Origin of the sequence: Archangium minus, from assembly GCF_044360475.1 — a bacterium.
In the GTDB taxonomy this organism is placed as follows: Bacteria; Myxococcota; Myxococcia; order Myxococcales; family Myxococcaceae; genus Archangium; species Archangium minus.
Genome location: NZ_CP043494.1, coordinates 10701755 through 10719702, shown reverse-complemented (window position 1 = coordinate 10719702; position 17948 = coordinate 10701755). Strand labels below are relative to the sequence as shown.

Sequence of the window (17948 nt, the reverse complement as noted above, 5' to 3'; positions counted from 1 at the left end):
GGGTTCTCACACCCAGAGCCCACGAGGCACGGGGAGCAGGGGGGCGAGGGGCAGGTCCGGGCGGAGGGGGCGTACCATGGGCAGAGAGCCATCGCGGGCCACGCGGGTTGCGCCCTCCAGGCTGGAAAGGAGCGGGGCGTGGGTGGGCTCCTCCCAGAGCACCACGCGGGAGAGGCCCGAGCGGTGTGCCTCGCGCCGGGCCGCGCCGAGCAGCGCGTGGGCCTCGTCGGGGGAGCGTGCGTCGAGCATCAACACCAGCAGCTCGGCGTTGCGGCTCGCGAGTCCCCAGAGGATGGTGGACGCTCCCGTGGTGGCGCCAAGAGAGGAGGGGAGGGTGCAGCCGAGCTTCTCGACGTAGATGCGCCCGCGCTCGAGGTGCCAGTCGAGCTGAGCCGGCGTGGGCCAGAAGAAGAAGGGGCTGTCGGGGTAGCGCAGACGCTCGAGGGCCCGACCGATGTCGTCCTCGGGGGGGAGCAGGTTCACGCGCTCGTTGGGATCGCCGGGGATGGGGGACAGGTGCCAGTTCCAGGCGGGAAGCTCCTGGTAACCCGAGCGCGCGTAGATGCGGGGGCCCACGTCGGAGAAGAGGAGCGCGGCATGGGCGCGGGGTTGGCGCTCGAGCCTGGCGGCGAGCAGGTCCATCAACTGAGTGGCGTACCCACGGCCACGCAGGCGCTCCTCGGTGAAGACGCTGGCGATGGCGAAGCTGTCGCCCGGGACGAGGGGACCCGTGGGCGTGCGCAGGAAGCTGTGGGTGCGGAACGTTTCACAGGAGGCGAGCACGCTGCCGTCCGTGTCGCACAGCAGCCAGGTGCGCATGTCCGAGCGAGCCCAGGGATGGGTGCGCAGGCGTTGCTCCCGGGAGAGATACTCCTCGAGGGTGAGGAGCTTGCCCCACTCCGAGTACGTGAGCACGTCACGCTGGACCTTCTGTTCGTCGGTGGCTTCAACGAGGTGCATGGTCTGCTCTCTGTCCCCGAGCTCTCCTCGAGGCGTCACAGCCTGGTGGTGTACGGGAAGCGGAAGTGGAGCTGCAGGTACGCCTGCCCGACGTGGAAGATGGAGTCGTCGAGCGGGGTGACGCCGGTGAAGGTGCCGAGTCGCTGGGGGATGTAGAAGGTCGAGCTCCACCCGAGGCTGACGAGGAAGGTGCGGCTGATCCCAAGCTCAAGGTCCGCATCGATGCTGAGGCCGGGCCGCAGGAAGTGAGTGGTGGGCAGCCTGTCCGAGTACAGGTACGCGTAGGTGAGCACCAGGCCGGCCCCGAGCGAGAAGCGCGTCGGGCTGGAGCTCAGGGGCAGCCCGATGCCGAGTGGCCGCCATGTCGCGCCGTAGATGCCGGTGTCGCGCAGCTTGGGGGAGATGATGAGCGAGTCCGGGACGAGCAGGGACACGATGCCTGGGGTGAAGCGGAACTCGTCGAGGCGGTTGGCCTGGGCGCGGTACTTCCGGGGGATGAGGCGCTGGTTGCGCCGCAGCCACTCTCGGTCGAGCACCACCTCCGTGGACAGCTTGAGTCCGGTGTGGAGGGGCTGATCCCGAAACACGGGACCGAAGAAGAAGAAGGCGGCGGGACCCACGCCCACGTCCACGGGGACGGTGACCCGCTGGGCCGAGGCCGGCGCGGCGAGCAGCAGCAACAGCAGCACGAGACTCGGCGGTACGAGGCGGGCGGCGGTCATGGCTTCGAGCCTACGACGTCACCTGGGCTCCCTTGCCCGCAAATGAAACGCGGCACCGGGGAGTGACCCGCGGTGCCGCGTGAGCAACATCTCGGAGAGATGCGCCAACTACGGGGTGGTGTCGGGCGACTTCAGCATTCCGCCGTAGCGCCCCTGACCGACCTCCACGGGCCAGACCTGCGGCGTGGAGTTGGAGGGCAGGGCAGGGCGGAAGCGCGTGCCCAGATCGAACAGGGTGAAGAGCAGCAGCAGCACCACGAACAGCATGGACGTGGCGAACACCAGCCGGTTGGCGCCCTTGTGCTCGGAGAGGTGCATGAAATACAGCGCCACCAATCCACCCTTCACGCTGGCAATCACCAGCGCGAGCGCCAGACCCCAGGTCGGCAGATGCATGCGACCGGTGAGCACCGTGACCACGGTGAGCACCATCAGCGCTCCCCAGACCAGGATGTACATCCCCGGTCCGGAGTGGTGCTCCCCACGCATCTCGTGGTCTTCCTTCATCGACTCATTGGCCATCGCGGACATGTGCGAGGGGCTCCCTTAAACGAGGTACAGCATGGGGAAGAGGAAGATCCACACCAGGTCGACGAGGTGCCAGTACATGCTGCCCAGCTCCACCGCGGTGTAGTTGCGGTAGCTGAACTCGTTCCTCATCGCCTTGGTGGTCACCCACGCCAGCACGATCATACCGACGATGACGTGGAAGGCGTGCAGGCCCGTGGAGAGGAAGTAGATGGTGAAGTACATGGACACGCCCGGCAGCTGGATGCCCTCGTAGTGGTAGTGAGGACCAGGCAGCTGCCCCACGTGAATCTTGTGGGCGTACTCGAAGTACTTGATGACGAGGAAGCCGGCCGCCATGAGGATGGTGAGCACGAACATCGTCACCACCTTCTTGTTCTGCCCCTCCTTCGCGTAGTGCACCGCCATGGCGGCGGTGAACGACGAGGTGATGAGCACCAGGGTGTTGATGGTGCCCATGACCAGGTCCAGCTCGCGGCTGGCCGCGGCGAACGCATCCGGGAAGAGGAAGCGGTAGCACGCGTAGCAGACGAACAGACCCGCGAAGAGCAGGATTTCAGTGGCCAGGAACAGCCACATTCCAAGCCGGGCCGCGTGGTTCTGCACTTCGAGCGAGGCGAAGTGCGCCGCCACCTGCGGCACCGGAGGAGCGCCGGCCGTACCGGCAACGGCGGAACTAGACTGCATCGGGCACCTCGGCCTTCTTGGGATCCACGTAGAAGTGGGGCTCCTCGGAGTAGGTAGGCTGCGGACCCACGAAGTTGTGGGTCGGAGGCGGAGACTCCGTCAGCCACTCGTAGCCACGGCTGCGCCACGGGTTGGAGGCGGCGCGGCGGCCGTACACCAGCGCGTACGTCAGGTAGATGGCGCTGATGAGGAAGCCGAAGGCCAGCAGCGACGCGCCCGCGGTCGAGGCCACGTTCAGCGTCTGGAAGCGCTCCGGGTACTCGTAGTAGCGGCGCGGCATGCCCGCGTTGCCCAGGAGGAACTGCGGGATGAACGTCGCGTTGAAGCCCAGGATGATGAGCGCCGCGGACACCAGGCCCCACCCCTCGTGGTACATCTTCCCGAACATCTTCGGGAACCAGTAGTGGATGGCGGCCATGAAGGCCATGATGGTCGCGCCCACCATGATGAAGTGGAAGTGCGCCACCACGAAGTAGGTGTCGTGCCAGGGCACATCCAGCGACGACGTGGCGAACGCCACACCCGTCATGCCGCCGAACACGGTGAAGTACAGGAAGCCGCAGAAGTAGGCGAACGGCGTCTTGAAGTCGACCGCGCCCTTGTAGACGGTGCCCACCCAGTTGAACACCTTGATGGCGGTGAACACGCCCACCAGCATCGTCAGCACGGCGAACACGCCCGCGTTGAACGTGGACTGGCCGGACACGAACATGTGGTGGCCCCAGGCGAAGAAGCCCACGAAGGCGATGCCCAGGGACGAGAACGCCACCGCGCGGTAGCCGAAGATGTTCTTGCGGCTGAAGGCGGCCACGACCTCGCTCATCACGCCGAAGGCCGGCAGCACCATGATGTACACGGCCGGGTGCGAGTAGAACCAGAACAGGTGCTGGAAGAGCACCGGGTCCCCGCCGAGGGCCGGGTCGAAGATGCCGAAGTGGAACAGGTGCTCACCCACCACCAGGAGCAGCACCAGGCCGAGCACCGGCGTGGCCAGCACCTGGATGCACGCCGTGGCGTACATGGCCCACACGAACAGCGGCAGCTTGAACCAGGTGATGCCCGGCGCCCGCATGGTGTGGGTGGTGACGATGAAGTTCAGACCCGTGGCGATGGAGCTGAAGCCGATGATGAACGCGCCGAAGAGGATGGGCGCCACCGTCGTCGTCGTGTGCGTGCTGTACGGGGTGTAGAACGTCCAGCCCGTATCCATTCCGCCGTTGATCATTCCCCAGATGGCGATGGCCGCGCCGCCCAGCAGCAGGTAGAGCGAGGTCAGGTTCAGCTTGGGGAAGGCCACGTCCTTGGCACCCAGCATCAGCGGCAGCATGAAGTTGCCGAAGGCGCCCGGGATGGCCGGGATCATGAACAGGAAGATCATCACCACGCCGTGCATGGTGAAGGCGCGGTTGTACGTCATCGCGTCGATGATGGTCGGACCCGGAGTCAGCAGCTCCAGGCGGACAATCAGGGCGTAGATGCCGCCAACGAGGAAGAAGAGCAGGACCCAGATGAGGTACATCACGCCGATGCGCTTGTGATCCAGCGTGAGCAGCCACGACTTAACCGTGGTGCCATCGGTGAGGTAGCTCGGGTGGTGCTCGTGATGCTCATCCGGCGCGGGCACGGCGCCCGGCTCGGCTGCGATGCTACTGGATGGGCTCATAGACAGGTCCTTGAGAGGAAGCGCCGGTGCGGATGTCCGGAGTGCGCAAGGTCTTGATGTACTCGACGATGGCCGCCGTCTGGGGCCCCGTCAGCTTGCCCTGGAAGGTGGGCATGACGTTGGGGAAGCCTGCCACCAGGTGGGCGCCCGGATCCATCATGGACTGGGTGATCCACGCCTCGTCCACGCGGATGTTCTGGCCGTTGTCCAGCGTCTCCGTACGGCCGTACATGCCCAGGAAGGTGGGCCCGATGTGCGGCTCACCATTGACGGTGTGGCACTTGAAGCAGCCGACCTCGGCGGCCACCTTCTGGCCCTGCTCCGCCATGCGGGCGGGGTGCGGCGCCAGGCTCAGGTCCGCCAGCGCGTCCTGACGGTTCTGCAGGCTGCCCCGACGCTGCTCCTTCACCCACTCGTCCCAGGCCTCGGGCGAGAGCACCACCACCTCACCCAGCATCTTCGAGTGGGAGAGGCCGCAGTACTCGGTGCAGAGGATCTGGTACGTGCCAGGCTTGGTGGCCTCGAACCAGGTCTGCGTGTAGCGGCCCGGCACCGCGTCCATCTTGATGCGGAAGGCCGGCACGAAGAAGGAGTGGATGACGTCACGCGAGGTGATGAGCAGACGCACCGGGCGGTTGGCCGGCACGTGCAGCACGTTCACCCCGTTGGGGCCCTCCGGGTAGGAGAACTTCCACATCCACTGCTTGCCCATGACGTAGACGTCCATCGCGTCCTTGGGCGGAGTGGAGACGAACACGAAGTCCCGGAAGCCGATGACGAACCAGGTGAGGAAGAAGATCAGCGGCAGTGAGACGAAGAGGAACTCCGTCTTCACGGACGGGACAACGTACTCAGTCGTCTGGTTCGGCTTGCGTCGACGGTAGCGGAAGAAAAAGAAGACCGCCGCCGTACCCACGACGAGCGAACTCAACATCGTCACGGCGACGACGAAGTAGTGCAGGTTGTCCACCCGCTCCGCGAAGGTCGACGCCTGCTCCGGGAGGAACAGGATTTTGTTCAGCAACTCGTTCATGCTGCTGCGCCTTTCTTCAGCTCACGCCTCCAGTAGTAGGCGAGCATGGTCGCGAGCGCGCCGAAGACCATGAGCGAGCCTATCCGGAGGAATCCAAAGATGTAGAAGCCGTACCGCCGGGTGGCGGTGTCATACTTGAAGCAGGTAAGGACGATGCGATCGATGCTGGTGCCCACGCGGCCACCGGCCGCTTCCAGCAGGGCCAGCTTCATGTCCTGAGGACGGAAGGACGTGCCGTACAGATAGCGCGAAATGGCGCCTTCAGGGGTGAGCACGTGCACCACCGCCGGGTGGACGTACTGCTTCGTGTCCGCGTCATACGCGTACTTGAAGCCCACCGCGTCCGCCAACTGGCGAATGTTCTCCTCAGTACCCGTGAGGAAGTGCCAGGGAGCCGTCTCCGGCTGGCCCATGGACTGAAGGTGCCGCCGCCGCCGCTCGAGGCTCTGCGCAGGCGTGTCCTGCGGGTCGATGCTCACCGTGACCGCCTCGTAGTCCTTACCGAGCTCCAGCCCCAGCTCGCGCATGGTGCGGATCTGCTCGTTGATGACGAGGTTACAGAGCAGGGGGCAGTTGTAATACACGAGCGTCAGCAGCACCGGACGGGTCCGCGGCAGCACGTCGCGCAGGCGCACGGGCTTGCCGAAGGCGTCAGTGAACTGCGCCTCGAGCGGGGTCAGCTCCCCAAGGTGCTCCTCGACGTCCACCCCGCGCACCTGCGGCGGGGTGTCAGACTGGGCGTCGACGATGCTCTTGGGGACCTTCCCACCGCCCGGGAGGGCGTACGCCGGCATCCCGGCGCCGAGCGCCAGGAGCAGCGCCGCCATCCCGGCGCGCAAATGGATGGAAGAGGAGGGGGTGTACATCGTGCTTCTCTTCTATGCCGCGAACTACGGGCTCGGGGGCGCCGGTTGCTGCGGCGAAGGGGTGGGGGTAGGGGCCGGAGCCTGCTGCTTCGCGGCCGCCTGCTCGGCGATGACCTGATCCATCGCCTGGTTGATGGTGGGCCGGGCCACCACACCGGGATTGTCCGCCCAGCCGTTCTGCAGGGCCTTCTGCTGGGCGCTGATCTTCTCCTCGGCGTGCGTGTCCTGCTGGAACATCCGCTGGTTCACGATGCCGATCTCATAGGCCGTCTTGTGGTCCTTGTCCGGCGTGATGAGGGCCGGAATCTCGGCGGCACCCTCAGGGGCGAACGCACGCGTCGTCGCCACTTGGAGCCGCCAGGCCCAGATTCCACCGACGATGAAGATGATGATGGCGCCCACACCCACCTGGACGATCTTCCCAGTGAGGATGTGGTCCTCCTCGGCGGCCACGCCATGCGCGCCACGGATGACGCGCGACTCGAGCTCCGACTCGGTCTTCTTCATGGCTGCACGTACCTCAGCGACTCAGAGATGTAGGGATCCTTCACGGGCAGCGTGTAGCGGCCCCGGGCCTGCCAGATCGCTCCGGCCACGGCCAGGCCACCCACACCCGCGAAGGCGGTGATGATCGTCCAGTGGAACGACGGGCCCTGGGGCGAGAACGCCGGCCAGATGAGCCAGTACATGTCCACCGCGTGCATCACCAGCAGGTACACGGCCACCACCGCGAGCAGCCGCGGCTTGAGCTTCAGGTTGCGCGAGAGCAGGGTGAAGAAGGGCACCACGAAGCCCATCACGAAGAGCGAGATGGACATCGGCTTCCAGCCACCCTCGAGGCGCAGCTTGAACCAGCCGGCCTCCTCCGGGATGTTGGCAATCCAGATGAGGAGGAACTGGGAGAAGGCGATGTAGGCCCAGAAGGCCGTGAAGGCCAGCATGAGCTTACCCAGGTTGTGGTAGTGCGCCGTCGTCACCAAGGTGCCGTACCCATCCTTGCCCTGCGCGTTCACCGTGGCGATCGTCAGCACGCAGAACGCCGCCAGGAAGCTACCGGCGAAGTAATAGACGCCGAAGATGGTGGACTGCCAGAGCGGCGTGAGCGTCATCAGCCAGTCGAAACCAGCAAAAGTAATGGTCAGCGCAAGGAACGGGAGCGAACCGGGGGAGAAGCGCCGCTGCTTGACGGTGAGCTCCAGCGCGCCGGTGTTGTCCTGCTCGGTGCTCCAGGCGCGCAGCCGCCACGCCACGAAGATCCACACCCCGAAGTAGATGGCCTGACGGATGTAGAAGAAGGTCAGGTTCAGGTACGGGTGCTTGTGGTGCAGGTGGTGCAGCTCCACCTCGGTGAACTTCACGCCGTCGGTGCCGGGGAACTGCCAGGCCGCCGGGTCCACCCAGGGGAAGATGTGCTTGGCCCCGAAGAGGATGGGCAGCAGCAGGATGACGAACACCACCACGCTGGCGCCCATGGTCTCCATGCTGCGGCGCAGGATGGTGATCCACTTGGCCTTGGCCGTGTGGAAGATGGCCACCATGATGATGGAGGCCACCGAGATGCCCAGCCAGTAGCAGAAGGCGAGCAGGTAGCTGAACATCGTCGCCTGGGGTGCGGTGACGAAGCCCACGATGGTCAGCACCAGGCCGATGACGCCGATGGCCCCAGCCAGCGTCATCACCTTGGAGCCGCCGTTGAAACGGTCCACGGCAATCATCGGTTCTCCTGCGGAAGAGGCTGGCCACCCGCTTGCGTGTTGCGGGCGCGCTGCAGCGCACGGACGTAGGCCACGACGGCCCACCGCTCCTGGATGTTGAGCTCGCCAGCGAAGGACGGCATCACGCCGTAGCCCTCGGTCATGGCGACGAAGACGTGCCCGTCCGGCTTGTTGGCGATCTCCAGCAGCGACGGAGGCAGGCGCAGGGCCATGTTCTCCGCCACCACGCTGTTGCCGTCACCGAGCTGGCCGTGGCACTGCGAGCAGACGATGTTGTACTTCTTCTGTCCCACCTCGAGCACCTCGCGGTTGAGCTCGAGCGGGATGGTGGACACGAGCGTGCCGTTGACCCGGCCCGTGGTGAGGCCGGGGTTGCCCACCGGGCGCTCGCGCGGGACAGTGCCCTCGGGCGGGGTGCGCATGGCCTTGCCATCCGCCCAGAACTCGCTCGTCTCGTAGTACTCGTACTTGGCTTGAGCCTCCATTCGCTGGAGGAACTCGGACGGGACGGTGCAACCGGCCAGGGCGAGCCCGGCCGCGGGGATGAGCCACCTCATTCCTTCTCTCCCGAGACAACGGTCACGTGGGTCGCGCCCAGTGTCGTGAGCTGGTTCTTGATGTCGTCGGCCTTCACGGTCGTCATCGCGGTGGGCACGCTCAGCCAGTAGCCGTGCGTGGACGCGCTGCGGAACTCCTCGCTCTCGAAGACCGGGTGGTACGGCTGGGGCAGACGGCTGAGCCCCAGCAGACCGAAGAAGATGCCGAACGCCGTGAGCAGCACCGCGAGCTCGAAGGTGATGGGCACCCAGGCCGGCAAGCTCAGCGTCGGACGACCACCCACGTTGAGGGGGTAGTCGATGGTGTTCATGTACGTCTGGAAGGCGAGCGCCGTGACGATACCCGTCAGCGCGCCACCCAGGGCGATGAAGGGCACGCGGGAAGGCGGCAGGCCCAGCGCCTCGGACCCGCCGTGCAGCGGGTAGGGCGAATAGGTGTCCATGCCTTCGTAGCCCTTCTCCCGCATCTGCCGGGTGGCATCCACCAGGGCCTCGGGGGTGGCGAACTCGGCGAGCACCCAGCTATCCAGAACCTTGATCTCGGCGGACATGGATTAGTGCGCTCCGTGGGTGAGGGTCCCGGCGGCGCCAGTCTCCGCGCCGTGGGCGGCGTGGTGGGCGGCGTGCTTGAGCTCCAGCTGGAGCTCCTTCACCTCGCTCACCGCAACCGCGGGGACGAACTTGAGGAACAGGAGGAACAGCGTGCCGAACAGGCCCAGCGTGCCGATGTAGATGGACCAGTCCACCCAGGTCGGGCTGTACAGGTCCCACGAGGACGGCAGGAAGTCCTGCGTCAGCGACGTCACGATGATGATGAAGCGCTCGCACCACATGCCGATGTTCACCAGGATGGACGCCACCCACATGATGGGGATGCTGGTCCGGCACTTCTTGAACCAGAAGATGTTCGGCGTGATGACGTTGCAGGCGATCATCAGCCAGTACACCCCGGCGTACGGACCGCGCGCGCGGTTCACGTAGAAGGTCCAGATTTCGTACTCGCTGCCGGAGTACCAGGCGATGAAGTGCTCCATCAGGTAGCCGTAGGACACGATGAGTCCCGTGGCCATGATGACCTTGTTCATGTTCTCCAGGTGGCGGTCGGTGATGACGTCCCGGAGCTTGAGGTACTTGCGGGCGGGCACGATGAGGGTGATCACCATCGCGAAGCCGCTGAACACGGCGCCGGCCACGAAGTAGGGCGGGAAGATGGTGGCGTGCCAGCCGGGGATGAGCGAGGTGGCGAAGTCGAAGGAAACGATCGTGTGCACGCTGACCACGAGCGGGGTGGAGATACCCGCCAGCAGCAGGTAGCCGATCTTGTAGTTGTGCCAGTGACGGCCGGAGCCGCGCCAGCCGAGCGCGAAGAGGCCGTAGATGGTGCGCTGCAGCTTGCCCTTGGACGAGTCACGCAGGGCCGCCAGGTCCGGGATGAGACCCACGTACCAGAAGAGGGCGGACACGGTGAGGTACGTCGAGATGGCGAACACGTCCCACACCAGCGGGGAGCGGAACTGCGGCCACGCGCCCAGGGTGGAGGGGTAGGGGAAGAGCCAGAAGGCGAACCAGGGACGGCCCGTGTGCAAGAGCGGGAAGAGACCCGCGCAGCACACGGCGAAGAGCGTCATGGCCTCGGCGAAGCGGTTGATGCTCGTGCGCCACTTCTGCTGGAAGAGCAGGAGGATGGCGGAGATGAGCGTACCGGCGTGACCGATACCGACCCACCAGACGAAGTTGATGATGTCGAACGCCCAGCCGTTGGGCTGGTTGTTACCCCACATGCCGATGCCGCGCGCCAGGGTGATGGTCACACCCAGGACGAGCAGACCGAGCGCGGACAGCGCCAGGCCGAACAGCATGAACCAGCCCTTACCGGGCTTGGCCCACACGTGGTCGAGCAGGGTCTCGTTGAGGGTCTTGTCGTCGTGGTGCGGCGCGACGAGGGGCCGCGGCTCGAGCGGGTCGAGCGAAGCGGCGGCAGTATGAGCAGCGGTCTCGGCCATGACTCAGTGGCCTCCTTCGTGACCCGCCTCGGAGGGGCTGGCGGACGCGAGGGCGGGATTGGGGTTGCGCAGACGGATGAGGTGGGCGGTACGAGGCTTGGTGCCCAGCTCGTTCAGCAGCTTGTAGGCGCGCTCGTCGTTGTGGTGCTTCGTCACCTGGGCGTTGGGGTCGCTCAGGGTGCCGAACACGATGGCCTCGGTGGGGCACGTCTGCTGGCAGGCGGTCTGCAGCTCCTTCTCGAAGATGGGCCGCTTCTCCACTCGCGCCTTGATGCGGACGCGCTCGATGCGCTGGACGCAGTAGGTGCACTTCTCCATGACGCCGCGGTTGCGCACCGTGACGTCCGGGTTCATCAGCATCTTCTGCGTGGGCGTCTTGTCCGCGGTGTAGTGCAGGTAGTTGAAGCGGCGGACCTTGTACGGGCAGTTGTTGGAGCAGTACCGCGTGCCGACGCAGCGGTTGTACACCATGTCGTTGAGGCCCTCGTCCGAGTGGACGGTGGCGTTCACCGGGCACACGTACTCGCAGGGCGCCTTCTCGCAGTGCACGCACATCACAGGCTGCATGATCATCTCGGGATCGTGCAGCTCGTCACCGGAGAAGTACCGGTCGATGCGCAGCCACTGCATCTCGCGGCTGCGGGCCACCTGCTCCTTGCCCACCACGGGGATGTTGTTCTCCGCCTGGCAGGCCACGACGCACGCAGAGCAGCCGGTGCAGCGGGCCAGGTCGATGGCCATCGCCCACTTGTAGTCCTTGTACTCGTAGTCCGGCATGAGGTTGACGGCATTGACGTCACCTCGCACGCGGGCGAGTACGGGGCTGGCCTTCTTCTTCTCCAGCTCCTGCTCCTTGCGGAACTGCGCCACCGACATGTCCAGGGCCAGCGGGCGGCCCTCCATGCGCCAGTGGCTCTGGCTGAGGGAGAACTTGTGCGTGCTGCGCGCCTTCTCCAGCTTCGCGCCGCCGTCGAACCAGGGCGCATCCACGCTGCGCACGCGGTTGGCGTTGAAGCCCACTTCCTTGGCCACGGTCTCGAACAGACCCGTGCGGCCGTAACCCAGCGGCAGCACCACCACGTTGTCCGCGGTGCCGGGGAGGATCCACACGGGCACCTCCAGCTTGCGGTCGCGGTAGGTGAGCGTGGCCAGGTCTCCCGGCTGCAGCCCCAGCTTCTCGGCGGTGGCCGGGCTGATGTAGGCCGCGTTGTCCCAGGTCATCTTCGAGATGGGATCCGGCAGCTCCTGCAGCCAGGACAGGTTGGCGAACTGGCCGTCATAGACCTTGTAGTCCGAGACGAAGTTCACCTCGAGGTCGCCAGCGGCGGGCGCGGTGTAGGCGTCCACGAGCGCGCGGGCCCCCTCCACGTTGGGGGTGCCAGCCAGCGCGGCCGGGGCGCTGTCGGGGACGATGCCCACGGACACCCACGTCTCCCACGCTGTCTCGAAGTCCGTGTTGGCGCCAGCGCGGCCACGGTAGAAGTCGCGGAGGATCTGGTAGCTGCTGCGGAACGGCTCGCCGAGGAAGAGCGCGAACAGCTCCGAGGCGGGCACGCCGTTGAAGAGCGGCTGGATGAGCGGCTGCACGATGGAGACCGTGCCGTCGATCGACCGGCCATCACCCCAGGCCTCCAGCTCGTGCGCGGCCGGGATGAACCAGTCGGCGTAGGCGCTCGTCTCGTCCTCGAAGAGCGAGGTATAGACGACGGTGAGCTTGGCGCGGTTGGGGTTCGTCTTCGGGTCCAGCACCTCCTGGAGCCCCAGGTCCACCGGCGCGCGGTAGAGCGGGTTCCACGAGGTGATGACGAGCACGTCCACCGCACCGTTCTTCAGCTCGTCCACGAGCGGGCGCAGGCCAGCGGCGCTGGTGCTCTCGTTGACGGTGGCCGGGATGTAGCGGACCGTCTGGCCCACGTTGCCGAGCGCCGCGTTGATGGCGGCGGCCAGGGCGTGCACCGCGGCAGGCTGACGCTCACCGGCCACCACCAGGCTGCGGCCACCGGCGGCACGCAGGTCGGCGGCGACGGCGTCCACCCACTTCTGGTGGGCGGCGTTGAGCTGCGCCTTCGCGGCGGCGGCGCCGGCCAGGCCTTCCACGCCACCACCCACGCGCGAGGCGATGGCGGCGGCGACGGCGAAGACCTCGGCAGACTTCACGCGCAGACGGTGGTCCGCCATGCCGCCGGTGATGGTGAAGCGCGGCTCGGCGACGTAGAGACGGTTGAGGTTGCCCTCGGCCGGATCACGACGGCGCGCGAAGGCGCGAGCGTAGGCGAGGTTGGCCGGACGGCTCTCCAGGAAGTCCGCGTCCAGCGAGAGGACGACGTCCGCCTTGGAGAAGTCGTACAGCGGGGTGGCCGGCTGGCCGACCACGGCACCCGTACCCTCGTTGGTCGGATCCTGCGTGACCGAGGTGTAGCTGAAGAAGCGGGCGTTGGGCAGCCGCTGCTGGATGCGCGAGCGCAGCTCGCCGAGCACCGGTGACGTGTTCGGCTCGGTGAGGAAGCGCACGCGCGCCCCACCGTTCTGCTGAGCGGCCCGGGCGATGACCGTGCCGATCTCCTCGCCGAAGGTACGCAGCGAGCGCGGGTCCTTGCGGTAGCGCAGCACGCGGGCGCGCTGCGGATCGTACAGAGACAGCAGGAAGGCCTGCTCGAAGGGGCCGGCGGCGCCCAGGTTCACCGGGTGCTGCGGGTTGCCCTCGACCTTGATGGGGCGGCCCTCACGCGCGGTGACGAGGATGCCGGAGGTGTGGCCTCCGAACGTCATACCCGAGGCGTAGTGCAGCGGGTTGCCCGGAACGAGCTCGGGCGGCGTGCGGGTGTAGGGCACCATGCGCTCGTCCACCGGACGGGTGGAGCAGGCGGTGGCGCCGGCCAGCGCCAGCGAGGCGCCCAGCAGCTGCATGAACTCGCGGCGGGCGACGCCGGTGGGGGGCAGGTCCGCGCCCTCGGGGAACTCGGGGCGGCTCTCCTCGAGGTACTCGGGCTTGTTGAGCTTCTCCTCGAGGCTGCGCCAGTAGGTCTTTCCGTAGGCGCCCTCGGAAGCCACGGCGTGCGCGGAGGCGTGATCAAGCGCCTGACCGACGACGTCGTGCTCATGCTCGTGGTCGTGCGCGGCTTCGGCCTTGTCCGAGACGACCGGCAGGGCGAAGGAAGTAGGGGTGTCCTTCATGGGGGCTCCGTCGAGCTTGGGCTTCAGCGGTGGCATGTCGTGCAGCTCGTACGCGCGTGGACGTCGTTCTCGCTATACAGCTTGTCCGCGAGCGCCGTGGCCTCCTGGGGGTCGGCCGGCGGCTGCCACGTCATGCTGGTGATGAACTCCTGCGGACGCAGGTTGGGCTTGGGGTTGCGGTGGCAGTCCAGGCACCACTGCATGGTGAGCGGCGCGGTCTGCTCGATGGCCGCCATCTGGTCTACGCGACCGTGGCAGGTGACGCAGCCCACTCCCTTGGCCACGTGGATGGCGTGGTTGAAGTAGACGAAGTCCGGCAGGTTGTGGACGCGGACCCACGGGATGGGCTGATCCGTGAAGTAGGCTTGCCGCACCAGCGCCAGGTACGGGCTCTGGTTCCACACCTGGGCGTGGCAGGACATGCACACGGTGGTGGAAGGAATGCCCGCCGACGGCGACTTCTCCACGGAGAAGTGGCAGTAGCGGCAGTCGATCTGTTCGTCGCCGGCGTGGTGCCGGTGATCGAACTCGATCGGCTGTTCGAGCGGGCGGTTCTGACCGGTGACGAACGGAGAACGCACGTACGCCATCAGACCGCCAAGCGCGATCGCGGGGATTGCAAGAAGCGCCGCGGCGGAAGCCCGCGACACCGTGTTCGTCCAGCGTGGGAAGAGAGGACCGCTCATTACCAGGACCGGGGGCTAGTCAGTGGACTCCGGAAGACGCAACGGGAGGGCGAAGCGGCTTTTCGGAGGCGACACAGGAAGACTGGAACAAGAAGCTCATGCACGGCGTTGCTGTGGCTGCTACGACTCCTGCCCTGACAGGAGACATGCGGACACGCCCGACCCCATCCAACTGAAGAGTTGCCGTGGACGGGGTCCCTCCTCCTTGTCCCGTCCCAACGCGGCGCGTGACCATCGAGCATCATTTTCCGGGTGTCAACCTTTCTCTGTCCGCGAGCGGCGGGATACCACGACCCACGGCGTTGTGGCGCGGCTGCAAACTTGCCCGGATGATGTTCTCTTCTACGAGATCGTAGGGGGGTTGAATCGCGAGGCCCGTCAGGCGTCGTCGGGATCGCGCCAGCGCTCTCGTCGGCGCTCCAACAAGCGTTCCACCAGCTCCCGGACCCGGGCGTCCCGGTGGTAATGCCGATCATGCCGGCTGCCTTTGCCCTGGTTGCAGCGCGCACACGCCAGGCCGAGGTTCTCCAGCGCGTCCGTGCCGCCATGCACCCGGGGTACGATGTGCTCGATGGTCGCGCGGCTGATCGGCTCGCCGTCCAGTCCGATGAGCAGGTACGCGTTGCAGTGTAAGCACTTTCCGAGCCAGACCTCACGCCCGCGGTGCTCGGTCCGCTCGAAGGTGGCGTCGGTGGCCACGATGTCGAGGATGCGGCGGCGCTTGGAGGAGCTCACAGGTCTTCTAATAGGTTGGGAAGGCGCCTCATGCCATGGGGAGGCAGGTGGAGGCATGCGAGCATGACGCCCCATGAGAGGAAAGACGGCTGTCATTACCGGGGCGTCCTCGGGAATCGGTGAGGAGCTCGCGGTGGCGCTCGCGGCTCGTGGAGCGCAGGTGGTGCTCGCGGCTCGAGGCGAGGAGTCGCTGGCCCGGGTGAAGCAGCGGTGTGAACAGGCTGGAGGTCGCGCGCTCGTGGTGCCCACGGATGTGAGTGACCCAGAGGCCTGTGGGCGCCTGGTGGCTCGTGCCGTGGAGGCGTTCGGCGGCATCGACTACCTCGTGAACAACGCGGGGCTCGTGATGCGTGCGCGTTTCGAGGACGTGACGGACCTGTCTCTCTTCGAGCGCATCATGCGGGTGAACTACCTCGGCGCGGTCTACTGCACGCACCATGCGCTCCCGCATGTGAAGGCGCGCAGGGGCCTGCTCGTCGCTGTGTCCTCGCTGACGGGGAAGAGTGGCGTGCCCACCCGCACCGGCTATTCCGCGAGCAAGCACGCGATGCAGGGTTTCTTCGACTCGCTGCGCATCGAGCTGAGCGGCACTGGAGTGGATGTGCTTGTCGTGTCCCCCGGGTTCGTCGCCACCGACATCCGCGCCCGGGCGCTCGGCCCCGATGGGCAGGCCGGCCATACGGACATCGCCGAGGATGAGAACCGGATGATGGACGCGCGCACCTGCGCGGACCTCATCCTGCGTGCTATGGAGCGCCGCGAGCGCGAGGTGGTGATGATGCCGGCCGCGAAGCTGGTGATGGCCCTCAAGGCGCTCGTGCCGGGCATGGTCGATCGCCTGGCCTCGCGGATGATGAAGCAGGCGCGGCCCTGAGTCCCGCCAGGGCCGCACGCTCCTGACTCACGCTCGTACCGGACGGGCCTGTGTCACGCCCGAGGCGAGCAGGTCCTCGCGCAGTCGCGTGAGGACCTTCCCGAGCAGGTTCTGGCCCCGCCACGTCGCCGGATCTTGGATGCGTGGATCCTCTGCCGACAAGCCCACGCCCCAGATGCGATCCAACGGGCTGGCCTCCACCAGCTCCGTGCCCACTGTGGCCAAGAGCGCCGCGAGCAACTCGGCGTTCTGGGTGAACTTGGCGTGGTTGCCCTCGTAGACGATGCGTTCACGCTCGCGCTCCCACACCGCGCCGTCGAAGCCGCGGACCTTGCGACCCAGCGCCTTGTGCTGCTTGGGGCTCTTCGTCCCCAGGATGCGCGCGGCTATCTCCGTGTCTCCGAAGAGCACCGCCTTGCCGTGCATCATGTACTGCTCGGCACATGTGAAGCGCGCACCGCCCGCCACGAACTCGCACGGGTGCCACTGCGAGAAAGGGGACTCCTGCCGCCAGAAGAAGGTGAACCTGCTCCGCGTGTCGCTCATGGGTCCTCGGATGGTTGGTGTAATTAAAACACCAAGTCTGACGAAGCAAGGGCGTGGACCTGACAGCGCGGGTGACACTCAGGACGTGGGCGGCCGGTAGGACACCCCGGTGACGGTGTACTCGATGGCACCGCGCGGGCGCTCGACCCGGACGGACTCGCCTACCTCCTTGCCGAGCAGGGCCCGCGCCAGGGGTGACTCGACGCTGAGACGGCCTGCCTTCACGTCCGCCTCGTCCGGGCCGACGATGCGGTACGCCGTCTCCTCGCCTTCCTCGTCCTCGAGTGTTACCCACGCGCCGAAGTAGACGTGCTCCTCGTCGGGAGCTTCGGGGGTCACCACCTGGACCTCCTCGAGGGTGGCGGTCAGGTACTGCACCCGCCGCGTACGCTCCCGGGCCCTCACGTCATCTCCGAAGGACGGGGGTGCCTTCTCCTGGGATGAGGGTGCCGTGAGCGACTCGAGCTCCTCCTGGAGCGCCCGGTAGCCTTCGGGCGTGATGTACCGTTTCTCTCCAGAGGTCGAGCGGGGACGCGGAGGAAGGAGGACGTCCTCTCCGCCCGCGTCTTCCTTCGTGAAGGCCTTCGACATGGTGCTCCCTCCCGGACGGTCGGCATCCAGCCTGTGGGGCATGCCCGTTGTTCCAGAGGACAGGGTGGCCTCGGGGCCGGGTCACGCTGACATTCAGAGAATCATGGGATTCGCCCAACTCATTGAAGACCACAAGCAGGAGATTTTGGTTCGTTGGAAGGAAATGGTGCGCACGCTCCGTGATGCGCGCCGCCTCTCCGAGGAAAGCCTGGAGAACCACGTCCCGCATTTGATCGACTGGCTCGTGGTGAAGCTCCGCGAGCGCGACGAGGCCGATGTTCGCGGCAGCCAAATGCTCTCTCGGGAACATGCCTTCCAGCGGGTCGGGGATGATTTCGACCTCGTGGAGGTGCTCGTGGAGCTCTCCATCTTGCGAGACGTGCTGCTCAGCCTGTGGGTCGAGGAGCCAGGCGGGGTATCGCCGACGGAGGTGCTCTACCTCAGCCGAGACCTGGATGATGTGGTGACCATCTGCTCGACGGAGTTTGCCCGGCAGGTGCTGGCCCGACATGGGGCCTCGCCGCAGGCAACCCAGGCCATGGGCCATTGACGCGGCCCTGAAGCTCTCCTGGTCGCCCTCCGGCCCGGAGAGCATGGGATGCCAGTTG

The 17948-nt window shown here is 66.5% G+C and carries 19 protein-coding genes; 2 read left to right on the top strand and 17 right to left on the bottom strand.

Features of this window, described 5'->3' with window-relative positions; all coding sequences use genetic code 11:
* Positions 1–6 precede the first annotated feature (6 nt).
* From F0U60_RS43925 to F0U60_RS43855, 15 genes are all read right to left on the bottom strand, one after another.
* Entirely contained in the window at positions 7–960 is a 954-nt protein-coding gene (locus F0U60_RS43925) for a GNAT family N-acetyltransferase (RefSeq protein ID WP_395809208.1), read from the bottom strand.
* Positions 961–995: 35 nt separating this feature from the next.
* The gene (locus F0U60_RS43920; protein ID WP_395809206.1) at positions 996–1682 is read right to left on the bottom strand and encodes a hypothetical protein; all 687 of its coding nucleotides are present in this window, start codon (positions 1680–1682) and stop codon (positions 996–998) included.
* Positions 1683–1790: 108 nt separating this feature from the next.
* Positions 1791–2213 (bottom strand): cytochrome C oxidase subunit IV family protein, encoded by a 423-nt coding sequence (locus tag F0U60_RS43915; protein ID WP_395809204.1) that lies wholly within the window; start codon positions 2211–2213, stop codon positions 1791–1793.
* A gap of 15 nt (positions 2214–2228) precedes the next feature.
* A complete protein-coding gene (locus F0U60_RS43910) occupies positions 2229–2897 on the bottom strand; it encodes a cytochrome c oxidase subunit 3 family protein (RefSeq protein WP_395809202.1) in 669 nt (222 codons plus the stop codon).
* Positions 2887–4560, bottom strand: coding sequence for a cbb3-type cytochrome c oxidase subunit I (locus F0U60_RS43905; RefSeq protein ID WP_395809200.1), 1674 nt, complete (start codon positions 4558–4560; stop codon positions 2887–2889). The genes F0U60_RS43910 and F0U60_RS43905 overlap by 11 nt, the downstream gene beginning before the upstream one ends.
* Positions 4544–5593: a cytochrome c oxidase subunit II gene (gene coxB, locus F0U60_RS43900; RefSeq protein WP_395809198.1), complete on the bottom strand. Its 1050-nt coding sequence runs from the start codon at positions 5591–5593 to the stop codon at positions 4544–4546. The genes F0U60_RS43905 and coxB overlap by 17 nt, the downstream gene beginning before the upstream one ends.
* Positions 5590–6459: an SCO family protein gene (locus F0U60_RS43895; RefSeq protein WP_395809196.1), complete on the bottom strand. Its 870-nt coding sequence runs from the start codon at positions 6457–6459 to the stop codon at positions 5590–5592. Before F0U60_RS43895 ends, coxB begins: the two co-directional genes overlap by 4 nt.
* A 24-nt stretch (positions 6460–6483) precedes the next feature.
* Entirely contained in the window at positions 6484–6966 is a 483-nt protein-coding gene (locus F0U60_RS43890; protein WP_395809194.1) for a hypothetical protein, read from the bottom strand.
* Positions 6963–8174 (bottom strand): hypothetical protein, encoded by a 1212-nt coding sequence (locus tag F0U60_RS43885; RefSeq protein WP_395809192.1) that lies wholly within the window; start codon positions 8172–8174, stop codon positions 6963–6965. Before F0U60_RS43885 ends, F0U60_RS43890 begins: the two co-directional genes overlap by 4 nt.
* Positions 8171–8731, bottom strand: a complete 561-nt coding sequence (locus F0U60_RS43880) for a c-type cytochrome (RefSeq protein ID WP_395809190.1) — start codon at positions 8729–8731, stop codon at positions 8171–8173. Before F0U60_RS43880 ends, F0U60_RS43885 begins: the two co-directional genes overlap by 4 nt.
* Positions 8728–9282 carry a DUF3341 domain-containing protein gene (locus F0U60_RS43875; protein WP_395809188.1) on the bottom strand — a complete coding sequence of 185 codons (555 nt, stop codon included), beginning with the start codon at positions 9280–9282 and terminating at the stop codon, positions 8728–8730. Before F0U60_RS43875 ends, F0U60_RS43880 begins: the two co-directional genes overlap by 4 nt.
* A gap of 3 nt (positions 9283–9285) precedes the next feature.
* Positions 9286–10734: an NrfD/PsrC family molybdoenzyme membrane anchor subunit gene (gene nrfD / locus F0U60_RS43870; RefSeq protein ID WP_395809186.1), complete on the bottom strand. Its 1449-nt coding sequence runs from the start codon at positions 10732–10734 to the stop codon at positions 9286–9288.
* Positions 10735–10737: 3 nt separating this feature from the next.
* A complete protein-coding gene (locus tag F0U60_RS43865; protein ID WP_395825703.1) occupies positions 10738–13935 on the bottom strand; it encodes a TAT-variant-translocated molybdopterin oxidoreductase in 3198 nt (1065 codons plus the stop codon).
* Complete coding sequence (locus F0U60_RS43860; protein ID WP_395809184.1) at positions 13932–14594, bottom strand: cytochrome c3 family protein; 663 nt, start codon at positions 14592–14594, stop codon at positions 13932–13934. Before F0U60_RS43860 ends, F0U60_RS43865 begins: the two co-directional genes overlap by 4 nt.
* 378 nt (positions 14595–14972) lie before the next feature.
* On the bottom strand, positions 14973–15329 hold the full coding sequence (locus F0U60_RS43855) for an HNH endonuclease (RefSeq protein ID WP_203407686.1): 357 nt from the start codon (positions 15327–15329) through the stop codon (positions 14973–14975).
* Positions 15330–15402: 73 nt separating this feature from the next.
* Between F0U60_RS43855 and F0U60_RS43850 the strand changes: the two genes are divergently transcribed.
* Positions 15403–16203 (top strand): SDR family oxidoreductase, encoded by an 801-nt coding sequence (locus F0U60_RS43850; protein WP_395809181.1) that lies wholly within the window; start codon positions 15403–15405, stop codon positions 16201–16203.
* Positions 16204–16230: 27 nt separating this feature from the next.
* Here the strand turns inward: F0U60_RS43850 and F0U60_RS43845 are convergent, their stop codons facing one another.
* Complete coding sequence (locus tag F0U60_RS43845; protein ID WP_395809179.1) at positions 16231–16749, bottom strand: NADAR family protein; 519 nt, start codon at positions 16747–16749, stop codon at positions 16231–16233.
* Between the two features lie 78 nt (positions 16750–16827).
* Positions 16828–17340: a GreA/GreB family elongation factor gene (locus F0U60_RS43840; protein WP_395809177.1), complete on the bottom strand. Its 513-nt coding sequence runs from the start codon at positions 17338–17340 to the stop codon at positions 16828–16830.
* Between the two features lie 103 nt (positions 17341–17443).
* Here F0U60_RS43840 and F0U60_RS43835 point away from each other — a divergent pair, with 103 nt between their 5' ends.
* Entirely contained in the window at positions 17444–17890 is a 447-nt protein-coding gene (locus F0U60_RS43835) for an RsbRD N-terminal domain-containing protein (RefSeq protein WP_395809175.1), read from the top strand.
* Positions 17891–17948: the final 58 nt, after the last annotated feature.